Here is a 13,697-nt window from a genome sequence, read left to right on the forward strand (position 1 = left end):
GAGCGGCGATTGGACCCGTGAGTCGCCTGTAGAGATTATTCGGCTTCTTAACGAAGAGTTGAGCTCTCAACAGCGGTTTGACGTGCAGCGCGAGCGAAACCCTGTTCCCCGTCGGGTGAAAGCCGTTCGCTGCCGGGTGGGTGGATGGGCTCCGGGGGAGTGATGACCAAGCGGCGGATGGCTCGCATGTACTCGTCCTCGGGTGAAAGCGGTTCGCTGCCGGGAGGATAGAGCGGCTCCGGGCGAGTCCCGAATAGGTAGTCGCGGAAGGCTCGCAGGTACTCGTCCAGGTCCCGTCGATCGGCGAACCTGGTTTCGGTCGCGTCGAACCATTCATCCGGTGTCGGGTGCCAGGCGATCATGTAGTCGAGAGCTTCGCGCACCATGTCCCCGTAGGTCGGATCCGTGGCGCAGACGGCGCGTAGCGCTGGGGCGCTGAGCCGCATTCCGCGGCCGTACTCGGCGTGGTGCATGGTCACCAGCGGCCACAGCAGCCCATTGATATGCGGGATTTCGTCCCACCATGTGGTTTTCGTGTGCAGTGTCTCGCTGACCCGCATTCGGCGGCCCGATGCTGTGACGGGTGTCGGGTATTCGGAAGGCGCGCCTCTTCGGTCGATGGCGCGGGTCGGCCCGGTTTCAAGGTTCACGGGTGGATACCACACGCCGCGCCACACCGGGACTCCGAGATAGCGAGGATTCACCGGCAGTGGCTCGGCCAGTGAGATGTCGGCCGTAATTCGGTGCACGGGTGGCATCGGTTCGTCGGGGAACAGCTTCACCACCATCGACAGGCAATCCGGTACGTCGAATCCAGTCACGCCGACGCCCTGCCGGAAACGTGGGTCGGAGCACTGCTGTGGGTCGAATCTGATCCAGTACCGCCGCGGAGTGGTCATCCGCGATGTCCTTCCATCGGCATCAATGTCGAACGCTGACCCGATGGTCCCAGAGTTGATCAGCGTCTACCACTCGATAATCGGCAGGAGCGGATGTTCGTCGAGTTCGGACGTAGGGTGAGGTCCCGTGGAGTCGGACAGCAAGCTAGAGGACTTACGGTCAGTGCTCTCCTGCGTTTTCGAGAAGCTCGGTGCCGAGAGCCTCACCGAGCCCGACCGGATCGAGTTGGTGGCGCGCGCCGAGGTGGTTCAGGACCAGATCGACGCGATCGAGGATGTCATCGATGACGAGGAGCGCGTGCGCGTGGGAACGACGACGCTCGTACCGGAGCCTTCGGGTGATCGGCTGTTCTGAGGCGGCGCTGAACCGCCCGGGTCGCGACAACACAGTGCGTTCGAAGCCGAGACTCGGAGTGCTTGCGCAGCGCATCAGCGCAGTCCTCGTTCGGTAGCGGTGGCCGCCGAGGCGCGCGGCGCCAGTGTCGAATTCGGTGAACCGCTTCAGATTGTTCATGCCGCACGTGGCGCTCCCCGAGGCCGTGGAACAGGGTCGAAGCTGCAACGGGATCTGGCTGCCGACCGATAGCACCGCGCGCGGGCACGGCATCCAGTGATCGTCGCCGACACCTGGAACGGCTGGTACTACAGCTCCGCCGACGTCTGGGTGACCACGGCGGCCTTCCTGTCCTGGGCGGGTCCGGGGCAGCGGCCACCGCGCCGCCGACCACCCCGTTCGTAGACTCGAAGCATGACGGTGCGTGCGGAGGAGACCGTGCTGCCGCCGAGCCTGGTGGATTTGGCGGTGCGGCATGTGCGGTCGGAGGTACTGAGCGGGGCGTACGCGCCGGGGGATCGGATCGGCGAGGAGGCGCTGTGCGCCCGGCTGGGCACCAGCCGGGCGCCGGTGCGGGAGGCGCTGCGGCTGCTGGTGCAGGAGGGGCTCATCGAGCATCTGCCGCGCCGCGGCTTCCGGGTGGTGGTGTGGTCGGCCACGGACGTGCTGCAACTGTTCGAGCTGCGGCGGGTCCTGGAGCGGCACGCGGTGGAGAGCGCGTTTCCGCTGCCCGCCACGGGAGATCCGCTGCGCGCGGTGCGCGCCGCGCTGGCCGACATGCGGGCGGCCGACGGCTGCGGCGACGACTTCGAGCGGGACAACGCGCACCGCCGCTTCCACGCCGCGATCGTCGCGCTGGCCGGCCATCGGCAGCTGGATCTGGCCTATGCGCCGATCCTGCTGAAGCTGCAGCTGCCGATGGCCCGCAACCTGCGGGAGGAGGCGCGGGCCACGCACCGCCGCGACGGGGTGCGCCGGCACGCCGCGCTGCTGGCCGCCCTGGAGACCAACGACCGGGACATCGTGCTGGAGGAGATGCGCAGGCACGGCGAGCTGGCCTACCTCGATCTCGAATTCCGCTGACCGGCAACACAGCCGAAACACGCGAATACACTGGCCTTCACGCATTCTGTCGACAATCGACAAATGCACAGCCCGGGGCCCAGCATCGCCGAGATTCTGCATTCACACGAAAGCGGTAGCGGCTCACCGACGGACACCGCGGCGCGGGTCGCCGACGCGATCGCCGCCAACGGCGACGACGGCACCTGGATCACGCCGGTGCCCCGCGCGCAACTGCTGGCCGCGGCGGCCGAGATCGAGCGGCGGCCGGGCGCGCGCACGCTGCCGCTGTACGGCGTGCCGTTCGGAGTGAAGGACAGCATCGATGTCGCGGGCTGGCCCACCACCCTGGCCTGCCCCGACTTCGCCTATACGGCAACCGGAACCGCCCCGGCGGTGCAGCGCCTGCTGGACGCGGGCGCGCTGTTCGTCGGCAAGACCAACCTGGATCAGTTCGCCACCGGGCTGAACGGCACCCGCACCCCATACACCATCCCGCGCAGCGTCTTCGGCGGCGACCTCGTCTGCGGCGGGTCCAGCTCCGGCTCCGCGCGGGCGGTGGCCCTGGGCGAGGTGCCGTTCTGCGTGGCCACCGATACCGCCGGGTCCGGCCGGGTCCCGGCCGCGCTCAACGGCATCGTCGGCTGGAAGCCGTCGCGCGGGTTGATCAGCGCGGTCGGGCTCGTCCCGGCGTGCAAGTCGCTGGACTGCGTCACCCTCACCGCGACCTCGATCGAGGACCTCGACCGGGTCTTCGACGTGATCGCGGCGGTGGACCCGGACGATCCCTGGAGCCGCCCCCGCGGGCCGCGCCACCGCGGCGGGCGGCTGCGCGCCGGGCTGCCCGCCGCGGCGGAGCTGGAGTTCTTCGGCGACACGGTGTTCCGTGATGCGCACCTGACGCTGCGGGAGCGCCTGTCCGGGCTCGGATTCGACTGCGTGGCGACCACTCTGGAGCCCTTCTTGGCGGCGGGCGAGCTGCTCTATCAGGGCCCCTGGGTGGCCGAGCGGCTGGTGGAGTTCGGCGACTTCCTGGCCGATCATCCGGACTCGATACTGCCGACAGTGCGCGAAATCCTCACCGGTGGCTACCGGTTCGACGCGGTGGACGTGTTCCGGGCGCAGCAGCGGCTACAACGGCTGCGCGCGCGGGTGGCCCGGATGTGGGCCGACTTCGACGTGCTGGTGCTGCCGGCCATCGGCACCACCTTCACCGTGGCGCAGGTGCTGGCCGATCCTGTCGCCACCAACACCGTGCTCGGGCACTACACCCATTTCGGGAATCTGCTCGACCTCACCGCCGTGGCGGTGCCGGTGGGCGTGACCGGCGACGGACGGCCGCTGTCGGTCATGGTGGCCGGTCCCGCGCTCGCTGACGACACCGTGCTGGCGGCCGCGGCGCGCATCCTCGACGAACCCCGCACGGTGGTGACCGCCGCGGCCGCCGCCCGAGCAGCGAAGGAGCGATAATGACCGCCACACAGTCCATTCCGGCGCGGCCGGGACCCTTCCGATACGAGCCGGGCACCCTGGCCCTGCTGATCATCGATATGCAGCGCGACTTCCTGCTGCCCGGCGGCTTCGGCGAGAGCCTCGGCAACGACGTCCGCCTGCTGCGCACGGTGATCGAGCCGCTGCGCGCGCTGCTGGCCGCCGCCCGCGAGGCGGGGGTGCCGGTGCTGCACACCCGGGAGGGTCACCGGCCCGACCTGTCCGACTGCTCCCCGTCGAAGCTGTTGCGCGGCAACCCCTCTCAGCGCATCGGCGACCCGGGGCGGTTCGGCCGCATCCTGATCCGCGGCGAGTACGGCCACGACATCGTCGACGAGCTGGCGCCGCTGCCGGACGAGGTCGTGATCGACAAGCCGGGCAAGGGCGCCTTCTACGCCACCGGCCTCGCCGACGAACTGCAGCGCGGGTGCATCCGCTCCCTGCTGGTCACCGGGGTCACCACCGAGGTGTGCGTGCACACCACCGTGCGCGAAGCCAACGACCGGGGCTACGAGTGCCTGGTCGTGTCCGACTGCGTCGGTTCCTATTTCCCCGAATTCCAGCGAGTGGGGCTGGAGATGATCGCGGCACAGGGCGGCATTTTCGGCTGGGTCGCCGATTCGGCCGCGGTCGTCGCCGCGCTGACCACCCCGCCCAGCTCGATCCTTCCGCCGATACGCCCGGTCTAGTGAACAGGAAAGCCGATGTCCCTCGAAACGCAACCCAGTGACACCGCACCCGCCGAGGAACCCGCCGCCCTCCGCTTGCCCTGGTGGACGCGAGGCGACACCAACGCCTACTTCGGGCTCTGCTTCAACATCCTGGTCAACGTGCTCACCCTCACCACGCTGTCCATCACGGTGGTGAACATCTCGAGCAGGGACGTGCTGGGCAGCGTGCTGCCCGCGCTGGGGGTGGCCCTGGTGCTCGGCAACCTCTACTACGTGCTGCTGGCCCGCCGCCTCGCCCGCCGCGAACAGCGGGCGACGGTGACGGCGCTGCCGTACGGACCCAGCGTGCCGCACATGTTCATCGTGGTGTTCGTGGTCATGCTGCCGATCTATCTGGGCAGCCACGATCCGCTGAAGGCGTGGTCGGCGGGCCTGGCCTGGGCGTTCCTGATCGGCGTGATCGTCATGATCGGCGGCTTCGTGGGCCCCTACATCCGCCGCATCACCCCGCGCGCGGCAATGCTCGGCACCCTGGCGGGCATCTCGATCACGTTCATCTCCATGCGCCCGGCCGCGCAGATGTGGGAGGCCGCGTGGATCGCGCTGCCCGTGCTGGCGATCATCCTGATCGGCTTCTTCACCGACGTGCGGCTGCCCGGCAACGTCCCGGTCGGCCTGGTGGCGCTGCTGGTCGGCACGGCGATCGGCTGGATCGGCGGGTTCATGTCGGTGCCGGACGTCAGCAAGGCCGCGCACGACATCGCGATCGGGCTGCCGACCCTGCACCTGCACTTGCTGTTCACCGGCCTCGGCAATCTCAGCCCGCTGCTGGCCACGGCGATTCCGCTGGGCGTCTACAACTTCACCGAGGCGATGAGCAACGTGGAGAGCGCCGCGGCGGCGGGCGACAACTACAACCTGCGCAGCGTGCTGCTCGCCGACGGGCTCGGCGCCGTCGTCGGCTCAGGCTTCGGCTCGCCGTTCCCGCCCGCGGTCTACATCGGCCATCCGGGCTGGAAGGACGCCGGCGGGCGCACCGGGTACTCGCTGGCCAGCGGCGTCACCATCGGCGTGATGTGCCTGCTGGGGCTGTTCGGGGTGCTCGCCACCCTGCTGCCGATCCCGGCGATCGTGCCGATCCTGCTGTACATCGGCCTGCTGATCGGCGCACAGGCATTCCAGGCGGTGCCCAAGTTGCACGCCGTGGCGGTGGTCGCGGCGCTGATCCCCAACCTCGCCGAGTGGGCGGTCGGCCAGATCGACAACGCGCTGACGGCGGCCGGTACCACCGCCGACAACGTCGGCGACGCCGCGCTCGGCCAAGCGGGCGTGGTGTACGACGGGCTGAAGACGCTGGGCTCGGGCGGTGTGCTGGCCGGTCTGGTGCTCGGCGCGGTCGTGACCTTCATCCTGGACAAGCGCTTCGTCGCCGCGGCCACCGCGTGCGCCGCCGCCGCGGCACTGAGCTGGATCGGCCTGATCCACGCCGCCCAGATCGCCTGGGCTGCGGCACCGAAGGTGGCGCTGGGCTATCTGTTATGCGGGCTGGTCTGCCTCGCCTACTCGCGGCCGGCCGGGGCTCGGAAGCCGCTCGCGGCGGTCCCGGCAGCGCCCGAACGGCCGACGCGACCGGCAGAGGCCACACCGGCGCAGCCCGAGCCGGTGGCCGTGGAGCCCGCCGCGACGCCGCTCGACTGAGCCGAGGCGAATTCGCCGATCGGCAGTGGTCTACGACGGTGAGAGCGAACTCAGCTGCCGACGAGCGGTCGGCTCGGAGGAACACCGACGGGTTGCGGTGCTATCCGGCGAACTCGTCGGCGAGGGTGTTCCAGAACATGAGTTCGTAGTTCTGGAAGAGTCTGGCGTAGAGGTGGGCGTCGTTCGGATTCAGTCGGTCGGTGTCGATTCCGGCCTGGATTGCGGCGAGGGCCCGCTGTTCGTATCCGGGGCTATCGGCCGCGAAGAAGTCGAAGAATGCGCAGGCCGGGTCATCGAACTTGTAGTTGGTGCGCATGCTGTCGGCGACCACACGGCAGTAGCGGCCGAATGCGGCGACATTCGCGTAGATACCGGCAGTCGCTGCGGAGGGTTCGGCGTTGAGCGCCAGCCACGCGACATACGCGGGATAGGCCTGACAACCCGCCCTGGGCGGCTCCATGCCCTGATCTGGTCCGGCCGCCGCCACGAGTGCGTCCAATAGAGCCAGTGCCTGCTGCTCGCCGGGCGGGAGGGCGTCGAGGAACGCTCTGACGTTCGGGTCGTCCGCCCGCGCCGCCATGGCGTGGAAGCTGCGCCAGTCGCTGCTTATGATGCGCTGTTCCTCGGCGGCGATCGCCGCGAATACCGCGCGTGGCGCCTTGCCCACCGAGATCAGCGGAACCATGCGATTGTCGTCCTCGTGCGGGGCCAGCTCGGCCTGGATCCCGTAGAGCAGGTCACGAGCGGTAAGGGTCATCGGGAGCCTCCCTGTGGGAATGCTTCCATTCAAGCGCTGTTCGCCCGCCCGCGACAGGTGTTCAGTCGCCGTGCTCGGCATCCCAGCGTCGGCGCGCGTCGGCGATGCGGTCCTTGTGCTCGCGCGACCAATCGGCGAGTGCGCCGATGGCCGCGGCCAGGCTCTGGCCGGTCTCGGTGAGCCGGTATTCGACCTGCGGTGGGATCGTCGGGTACGCGATCCGCTCCACCACGCCGTCGCGGCACAGGCGCTTGGTGGTCAGTGTCAGCATCCGCTGTGAGATGCCCGGAATCGCCCGCTCCAACTCACGGAAACGCCGCACTCCTTTACTCAGTTCGACGATCACCAATACCGTCCACCGATCCCCCAACCGGTCGAGCACATCGCGGATGCCGCAGTCGTCATCGCCACAGGGCCCGTCGGGAATAGTGCCCGCGACCTGCGCGGTGACCGCAGTGTTCGTGACCGACATGAAAGTGCCTCCTTATGCCGCGCGCCGCGGCCGCCGATGCTGGGTCGAATCCAGCAACTACAACAATCGGGAGTGTTGCGATGATCCTGGTAACCGGCATCTCCGGAGCCCTCGGCGGCCTCGTCCACCGCGGCCTGTCCACCCTCGACGACCTGACAGTAGCGGCGGGCAGCCACTCCGGTGACGACATCACCACGCGCCGTATCGATTTCGACGACCCGGCGACGCTGTCCGCGGGACTGCGGGATGTCGATGTCCTGGTCCTGATTTCGGCCGGATACGCCGAAGACGATGTGGTGTTGGCCCGCCACGGTGCGGTGATCGACGCCGCCAGCGCGGCCGGTGTCCGGCACGTGATCTACACCGGTCTCGCGGGATCCGGCGATCTGACGACCATCGCCCTGCCGCACCGCTGGACCGAAAAACGTCTCGCCGCAGCACCTTTCGACGCGACCGTCCTGCGCAATGGCCTCTACGCGGAGGTGCCGGTCGGCCTCGCCGTCGCCGGTGCCGCCTCCACGGCCGAATCGGGTGTATTCGCGGCGGCATTCGGCACCGGCCGGATCTCGGTGGTGGCGCGCGAGGACCTGGCCGAGGTAGCCGTTCGGGTAGCCGCGGAATCCGAGCGTGATCTGGCCGCGGGGCGGCCCAGCAGACATGCGGGCAAGGTATACGAGCTCGAGGGTGTGACCGCGATCGGCGGCCCGGATATCGCCGAGATCCTGAGCGAATCCCTCCGTCGCCCAGTGTGATACGTGCCGATTTCGCTCGGCGAAACGCGGGATATGTTGCAGGGCTGTGGATTGGAGCCGTACCAGATCACGCATACCCTCTCGTTGTTCGCAAACCTTGGTGCCGGACTACTCGAGGCATCGAGCACCGACCTCCTCGAACTGCTGCCGAGCGCACCGCGCGACGTTCGGGCACTCATCACCGACGCGGTGCGCGCGGGCGGGTTTCAGTCGGCATCGGTGAACGCGTCGCGCTGAACAGCAGGCCGGGCGAGGTCGAGAATGTCCAGTTCCCGTGCGATATCGCTGTAGCGCAGACGCACGTTGCCACCACGTGCCGACAACTCCTGCCGCCGCTCGAGACAGCCCCACCCGGCATCGCACGCCGGGTTCGCGCTCGCATTCGTCCAGCAAGGCCGCAGAGTCGAATATCAGGCACCGGATGCCGAACTGGCGTCGCACCGGCCCGCGCGGATCGCCTAGCACCTCTGTCGACACCCCCCCGCGAACGCCTCGGCGCTCGCCTCAGCATCCGAAGACCTTGCTGGGCGAGCGACGTAGCCAGGTGCGCAGAATACTTGCGGCAGAGAGGATTCGGCGGCGTCGTCCGCGGTCGTGGACGACGAGCAAGGACCCGCACTTCGTCCCGAAAGAACCCACATCGTCAGTCTCTACACGCGGCATTAGCAGGAATTGGTCAGAGGCGGAACCCGTCTGCGTCGATCGGCAGTGGAATCGTCGGCATCGAGTCCTCTCCATGCGCAACGGCGAGCAAGGCGGGGAACGAGGCGAGTTTGCGCCTCGGCCGTCCCTGAACCGCGCCGAGGTCGCGCTCGGTCCGATCGATCGCCCTCCACTCGTGCACACCGACGGCGGTGGGCCGGCGGTGCCGGACCAGTGCGTCGAGGTCCTGCGGGGTGGTTGCCGGGGTGGGAAGCAATCCTGCGGAATGGTCGGAGAGGAGTGCGGCGACAGTGTCCAGTGCGCATTTCTTGTTGGCGCCGATGCCTCCGGACGGGCCCCGCTTGATCCATCCCGCCGTGTAAACGCCGGGGATGGGTTCGCCGGTCCCGGCGAGGACTCGGCCGAAGTCGTTGGGCAGCACACCGCGGTCATGGTCGAAGGGGAGGCCGGACAGCGCAGCGCCGCGGTAGCCCACCGCCCGGAGTACCAGGCCCGCCTCGATGGTCTCTTCGATTCCGGTCGGGACAGCGCGGACGTCGCCGCCGGGGCCGTGTTCGAGCCGATTGCGAGCCACACGCACTCCGGTGACTCGTTGATCGCCTGAGATCTCCAGCGGAGAACACAAGTAGCGCAGGACAATACGGCGCGACGCGCCGCGGTGGCGTGTGGTGAGTTCCGCGGCAGCCTGCGCTTTGGCCAGCCCGATCGGGTCCGGAGAAAGTGCGGCGAGCTGGTCGGGATGCAACCTGGCCTCGTCGGGCAAGGCGAGGACATCGGCGCCGTCGAGGTCGGTCAGGGCGAGCAGCTCGGGAGTGGTGTACGCGGCCTGCGCGGGGCCGCGCCGGCCGAGCACCACGACTTCCTCGATCGTGCCTGCGGCCAGGGCGGCCAGCGCGTGGTCGGCCATATCGGTGGCGGCGAGCTCCGCGGGATCGGCGACCAGGAGGCGGGCGATGTCGAGGGCGACGTTGCCGTTGCCGACGACGACCGCACGGCGACAGGAGAGATCGAACGTGCGGTCGATGAAGTCCGGGTGGCCGTTGTACCAGTTCACGAACTCGGTTGCCGACGCGCTGCCCGGCAGGTCCTCGCCGGGAATCCCCAGGCGGCGGTCACCGGAGGCCCCATAGGCATAGACGACGGCGTGGTGCGCTGCGGCCAGCTCGTCGTGGGTGATGTGGGTACCGACCTCGACGTTGAGGTGGAAGCGGAAGCGGCCATTGGCGGCGGCGCGCTCGAATACCTCGGTGACGGATTTGGTGGACGGGTGGTCGGGGGCCACGCCGCCTCGCACCAGACCCCACGGTGTGGGCAGCCGGTCGAACATCGCGACTGTCGCGCCCGGATGCTCGAGCAGCTCGAGTGCGGCATACGCGCCCGCGGGCCCGGAGCCCACCACCGCGACTCGAAGCTCCTCGATCTCGGCCCGCGCAGCGGGCGGCGAGGCGTCGGGGATGCCGGGCGGCAGCGGGTTTCGCTGGTAATAGGCCTCCGCCAGGTCCAAGAACCGGCCTGCGGCGGGCGCGGTGTCGCGGGTGATCGCCCCGACCGGGCACTCGGCGACGCAGGCGCCGCAGTCGATGCAGCTGGCGGGGTCGATGTAGAGGGCTTCGGCGGAGGCGAAGCCCGGTTCGTCGGGGGTGGGATGGATGCAGCCGACCGGGCACACCGGCACACAGGAGGCGTCGTTGCAGCACGGCTGGGTGATGACGTGGGGCATGGCGTTCCTTGCTAGCGGGAGTCGGGGAGCGGTTCCACGGTGACCGGGATTCCGTTGAGGGCGGCGTTTCCGCTGACGGTGTCCAGGAACAGCGGGTCGGTGACATCGTTGGCGCTCGCGCCCGCGACGCGGGAGGCCACGGACAGCCGATTTTCCGTCGCCGCGTGCCCGTACCCGTGCGGCAGGCTGACCGTGCCCGCCATGATGTCGGTGGTCTGCCTGACGTCCACCCGCACGGCGCCGGTGCGTGAGCGCAGCACGGCGGGCCCGTCGGCCAGTCCGAGGCGGGCCGCGTCGGCAGGATGCATGAGCAGATGGTGCCGTTGCGGACCGGCGACGAGGCGGGCGTAGTTGTGCATCCAGGAATTGTTGGAGCGCAGGTGCCGTCGGCCGATCAACAGCAGCGACCCTGGATCCGCCGGAGCCGTACCCAGGTCGGAGCGCAGGGTGTCGAGGGCGTCCGCGATCTCCGGTGGCACGAGGTGTAGTCGGCGGTCAGGAGTGCGCAGGCGATGCTCGACGCCCGGCCGCAGCGGGCCCAGGTCCAGCCCGGCCGGGTGCGCGAGCAGTCGCCGCACGCTCAGTTTGTAGCGACCTGTGCGCAGGAGCAGGTCCACCAGCCGGCGCGGCGGTGTCCGCAGCCGAATCTCGGTGGCCAGGGCGGGCCTACTGAGGCGACGGCGCAATACCCGCATCCGGCCGCCTCCGAGGTGGCGTTGGTAGGCCGAGCCGAGGTCGCGGAAGATCTCCCAGTCGTGCCGCGCGCCGCGCGGCTTGGGCAGCACCGCGGGCGAGTATTTCGCGGTATTGCGGACGGCGAAGGACCGGAAAACCAAGTCGTAGTGGTCTCGTTCCAGCGCGCTGGTCGGCGGCAGGATGACGTCGGCGTGGCGAGTGGTCTCGTTGAGGTAGAAGTCCACGGCCACCATGAAGTCGAGGCCGCCGAGCGCGGTGCCGAGTGCGGCTCCGGCAGGAGTGGACAGCACCGGGTTTCCCGCGATCGTCAACAGCGCCCGGACCTGCCCCTGGCCCGGCGTCGTGATCTCCTCGGCAAGGGCGGCGACCGGAAACTCCCCGGCGAAGGAAGGAAGCCCGCGCACACGGCTGCGGCGTCGGCCGAAATGGCCCGGGCTCAGCAGCCGTGTCATGTCGATGGCCGGGTCGGTGAACAGCGTCCCGCCCTCGCGCCCCAGGTTGCCGGTGATGATATTGAGCACCTGGATGGCCCACTGGCACACAGTGCCGTGCCGCTGGGTCGACACGCCGAACCTGCCGTAGCAGGCGGCGGGACCCGCGTCGGCGAAGGAGTGGGCGAGACGGGTGATCGTGGCGGCGGGCACGCCGCTGAAATGGCCAGCGGCTTCCGGCGTGAACTCGGCGACCGCGTCTCGGAGCGCGTCCGCACCCGTGATGTATTCGGGCAGGCGCGGTGCCCGGTCTCGCAAGACGACGTGCACCATGGCCAACAGCACCGCGGCGTCCGTGCCGGGCCGGATGAATACGTGCTCATCGGCGTCCGCGGCCGTCTCCGTGCGGCGCGGGTCGATGACGGTGACCCGCCCGCCGCGCTCGCGGATCTCCCGCAGCCGCCGCGCCATATCCGGCGCGGTCATCAGGCTTCCGTTCGACGCACGCGGGTTGGCACCGAACATGAGCAGGTGCTGTGTCCGGTCCAGATCCGGCTCCGGCAGCAGGAACTGGTGCCCGTACAGCAGTGCCGAAACGACCTGGTGCGGCAACTGGTCGACCGAGGATGCCGAGAAGTGGTTGTGGGTTCGCAGCAATGAGGCGAACGCGGACCCGTGGGTCATCGCGCCGAGGCTGTGGACCGAGGGGTTGCCCAGGTAGACCGCCACCGCATTCGCGCCGTGCCGCCGACGGGCCTGAGCGAGTCCGCGGGCCGCCGCACTGATCGCCTCGGACCAGTCCACCTCCACCCATTCTCCGTCGATCTTGCGCAGCGGCCGCCGTAGCCGGTCCGGGTCGCTGTGCACGTCGGTCATCGCTACGGACTTGGGGCATACGTGGCCGCGGGATAGGGGGTCGTCGCGGTCGCCGCGCACACCGACGGCCCTCCCGCCCTCGATGGTGATCTCGATCCCGCAAATCGCCTCGCACAAGTTGCAAGCGGCCTTCGCGGTGCCGCCGCCCCCGGAGCCGCGTATCGCCCGCCCCGCCTTGGTCAACGCATCGACGGCTGCCCCGGTCGCACTCATGGTGTAGTCGCCTCCGCAAGAGATCCGCTGAAACATGAACATGACGTCATGTTATTTTTTTCGTGTCTACCATGGATGCCGTGCCCGACGCCAGCCCTCTCCGCCGCGAACCGGTCCAGCAGCGCAGCCGCGAGCGGGTCCAGCGGATCTTGGACGCCGCCGTGGAGATCATCACGGCCGAGGGAACCGACGCGGCGACGGTCCGTTCCGTGGCGGAACGTGCTGGTGTCCCGTCGGCGACGGTGTACCAGTTCTTCACCAACCGTGACGCCATCTTCGAGCAGCTGCTCGCCCGCGAACTCACGCGCCTCGATAGCGAACTGGAGGAGTCTCTCGCCACCGCCCGGCCACACCCGGACATCGCGGCCGCCGTCGAGGCGTTCATCGCCTTTCACGGCCGCCACTACCTGTCGAACCCGGACTTCGTCGCGCTCTACTACGCCTCCCGGCACAACGAGGCTCTCCGCGACGACATCAGAAAACACCTCGGCAGGCTCACCGACCTGCTCCACCGCCACCTGCTTGCCACCGGCCTGCTCGCGCCCGGCACCAGCCGACGCGTCGTCGAAGTGGCCGTGGAGCTGGGCGACCACGTCTTCGAGCTGGCCCACCAGCGCGGCGACGAGAGTGACGCGCTGACCGACGAGGGTCGGATCGCCATCACTCGCTACTTGCAGGTCTATGCGGCCGCCCGCCGGCACGACGAGCCGATCGGGCTCGGTGAGCAGATGGTCCATGCCGAGCCGATGGCTTCGGCTGTTTCACCGAGCGCGCAGGCGTCGTCGTAGCGGCGCGCATGCACCGTATGCGCGCCAGCACTATTCCCCTGACCAGCGGCTGGAGTCGCGCGGCGCGTGGCCCACCGACCGGCGTTCGGTGGGGTGCCGGCCCCGGTAGAGCATGCGGTGCTCCGGCCGCGATGGCCCAGTTAGCGTTCCCCCCTCGAGATGGTTGCCGCAGGC

General features: G+C 69.2%; 13 protein-coding genes. 8 read left to right on the forward strand and 5 right to left on the reverse strand.

Annotated elements, in window-relative coordinates; translation table 11 throughout:
* Positions 1-47: 47 nt before the first annotated feature.
* Positions 48-899: a hypothetical protein gene (locus tag ACFV2O_RS15745; RefSeq protein ID WP_379252360.1), complete on the reverse strand. Its 852-nt coding sequence runs from the start codon at positions 897-899 to the stop codon at positions 48-50.
* Between the two features lie 127 nt (positions 900-1,026).
* On the opposite strand from ACFV2O_RS15745, the gene ACFV2O_RS15750 reads away from it, so the two are divergent.
* The 5 genes from ACFV2O_RS15750 (at position 1,027) to ACFV2O_RS15770 (ending at position 6,155) form a co-directional block, all read left to right on the forward strand.
* Positions 1,027-1,254 (forward strand): hypothetical protein, encoded by a 228-nt coding sequence (locus ACFV2O_RS15750; protein WP_379252361.1) that lies wholly within the window; start codon positions 1,027-1,029, stop codon positions 1,252-1,254.
* Positions 1,255-1,647: 393 nt separating this feature from the next.
* On the forward strand, positions 1,648-2,316 hold the full coding sequence (locus ACFV2O_RS15755; protein WP_379252362.1) for a GntR family transcriptional regulator: 669 nt from the start codon (positions 1,648-1,650) through the stop codon (positions 2,314-2,316).
* Between the two features lie 63 nt (positions 2,317-2,379).
* Complete coding sequence (locus tag ACFV2O_RS15760) at positions 2,380-3,765, forward strand: allophanate hydrolase (RefSeq protein WP_379252363.1); 1,386 nt, start codon at positions 2,380-2,382, stop codon at positions 3,763-3,765.
* Positions 3,765-4,475, forward strand: coding sequence for a cysteine hydrolase family protein (locus tag ACFV2O_RS15765; protein ID WP_379252364.1), 711 nt, complete (start codon positions 3,765-3,767; stop codon positions 4,473-4,475). The genes ACFV2O_RS15760 and ACFV2O_RS15765 overlap by 1 nt, the downstream gene beginning before the upstream one ends.
* Positions 4,476-4,490: 15 nt before the next feature.
* Positions 4,491-6,155 (forward strand): regulator, encoded by a 1,665-nt coding sequence (locus tag ACFV2O_RS15770; protein WP_379252365.1) that lies wholly within the window; start codon positions 4,491-4,493, stop codon positions 6,153-6,155.
* Positions 6,156-6,255: 100 nt separating this feature from the next.
* Here the strand turns inward: ACFV2O_RS15770 and ACFV2O_RS15775 are convergent, their stop codons facing one another.
* Positions 6,256-6,912: a hypothetical protein gene (locus tag ACFV2O_RS15775; protein WP_379252366.1), complete on the reverse strand. Its 657-nt coding sequence runs from the start codon at positions 6,910-6,912 to the stop codon at positions 6,256-6,258.
* A 61-nt stretch (positions 6,913-6,973) separates the two neighbouring features.
* Positions 6,974-7,384: a winged helix-turn-helix transcriptional regulator gene (locus tag ACFV2O_RS15780; RefSeq protein WP_379252367.1), complete on the reverse strand. Its 411-nt coding sequence runs from the start codon at positions 7,382-7,384 to the stop codon at positions 6,974-6,976.
* A gap of 80 nt (positions 7,385-7,464) precedes the next feature.
* Between ACFV2O_RS15780 and ACFV2O_RS15785 the strand changes: the two genes are divergently transcribed.
* On the forward strand, positions 7,465-8,136 hold the full coding sequence (locus ACFV2O_RS15785; protein ID WP_379252368.1) for an NmrA family NAD(P)-binding protein: 672 nt from the start codon (positions 7,465-7,467) through the stop codon (positions 8,134-8,136).
* Between the two features lie 3 nt (positions 8,137-8,139).
* On the forward strand, positions 8,140-8,373 hold the full coding sequence (locus ACFV2O_RS15790; protein WP_379252369.1) for a hypothetical protein: 234 nt from the start codon (positions 8,140-8,142) through the stop codon (positions 8,371-8,373).
* A gap of 439 nt (positions 8,374-8,812) precedes the next feature.
* On the opposite strand, the gene ACFV2O_RS15795 is transcribed toward ACFV2O_RS15790, so the two are convergent.
* Both ACFV2O_RS15795 and ACFV2O_RS15800 read right to left on the reverse strand, forming a co-directional pair.
* Positions 8,813-10,519 (reverse strand): FAD-dependent oxidoreductase, encoded by a 1,707-nt coding sequence (locus ACFV2O_RS15795; protein ID WP_379252370.1) that lies wholly within the window; start codon positions 10,517-10,519, stop codon positions 8,813-8,815.
* A gap of 11 nt (positions 10,520-10,530) precedes the next feature.
* Positions 10,531-12,777, reverse strand: a complete 2,247-nt coding sequence (locus ACFV2O_RS15800; protein ID WP_379252371.1) for a molybdopterin-dependent oxidoreductase — start codon at positions 12,775-12,777, stop codon at positions 10,531-10,533.
* A 38-nt stretch (positions 12,778-12,815) separates the two neighbouring features.
* On the opposite strand from ACFV2O_RS15800, the gene ACFV2O_RS15805 reads away from it, so the two are divergent.
* Positions 12,816-13,523, forward strand: a complete 708-nt coding sequence (locus tag ACFV2O_RS15805; RefSeq protein WP_379252372.1) for a TetR/AcrR family transcriptional regulator — start codon at positions 12,816-12,818, stop codon at positions 13,521-13,523.
* The last annotated feature ends 174 nt before the right edge of the window (positions 13,524-13,697 follow it).

The organism is Nocardia sp. NPDC059691, assembly GCF_042733915.1.
In the GTDB taxonomy this organism is placed as follows: Bacteria; Actinomycetota; Actinomycetes; order Mycobacteriales; family Mycobacteriaceae; genus Nocardia; species Nocardia sichangensis.

Coding starts and splice junctions, on each gene's coding strand:
- ACFV2O_RS15775 (WP_379252366.1), bottom strand. CDS start 6,912: ATGACCCTTACCGCTCGTGACCTGCTCTACGGGATCCAGGCCGAGCTG.
- ACFV2O_RS15765 (WP_379252364.1), top strand. CDS start 3,765: ATGACCGCCACACAGTCCATTCCGGCGCGGCCGGGACCCTTCCGATAC.
- ACFV2O_RS15800 (WP_379252371.1), bottom strand. CDS start 12,777: ATGTTCATGTTTCAGCGGATCTCTTGCGGAGGCGACTACACCATGAGT.
- ACFV2O_RS15780 (WP_379252367.1), bottom strand. CDS start 7,384: ATGTCGGTCACGAACACTGCGGTCACCGCGCAGGTCGCGGGCACTATT.
- ACFV2O_RS15760 (WP_379252363.1), top strand. CDS start 2,380: ATGCACAGCCCGGGGCCCAGCATCGCCGAGATTCTGCATTCACACGAA.
- ACFV2O_RS15795 (WP_379252370.1), bottom strand. CDS start 10,519: ATGCCCCACGTCATCACCCAGCCGTGCTGCAACGACGCCTCCTGTGTG.
- ACFV2O_RS15755 (WP_379252362.1), top strand. CDS start 1,648: ATGACGGTGCGTGCGGAGGAGACCGTGCTGCCGCCGAGCCTGGTGGAT.
- ACFV2O_RS15770 (WP_379252365.1), top strand. CDS start 4,491: ATGTCCCTCGAAACGCAACCCAGTGACACCGCACCCGCCGAGGAACCC.
- ACFV2O_RS15745 (WP_379252360.1), bottom strand. CDS start 899: ATGACCACTCCGCGGCGGTACTGGATCAGATTCGACCCACAGCAGTGC.
- ACFV2O_RS15785 (WP_379252368.1), top strand. CDS start 7,465: ATGATCCTGGTAACCGGCATCTCCGGAGCCCTCGGCGGCCTCGTCCAC.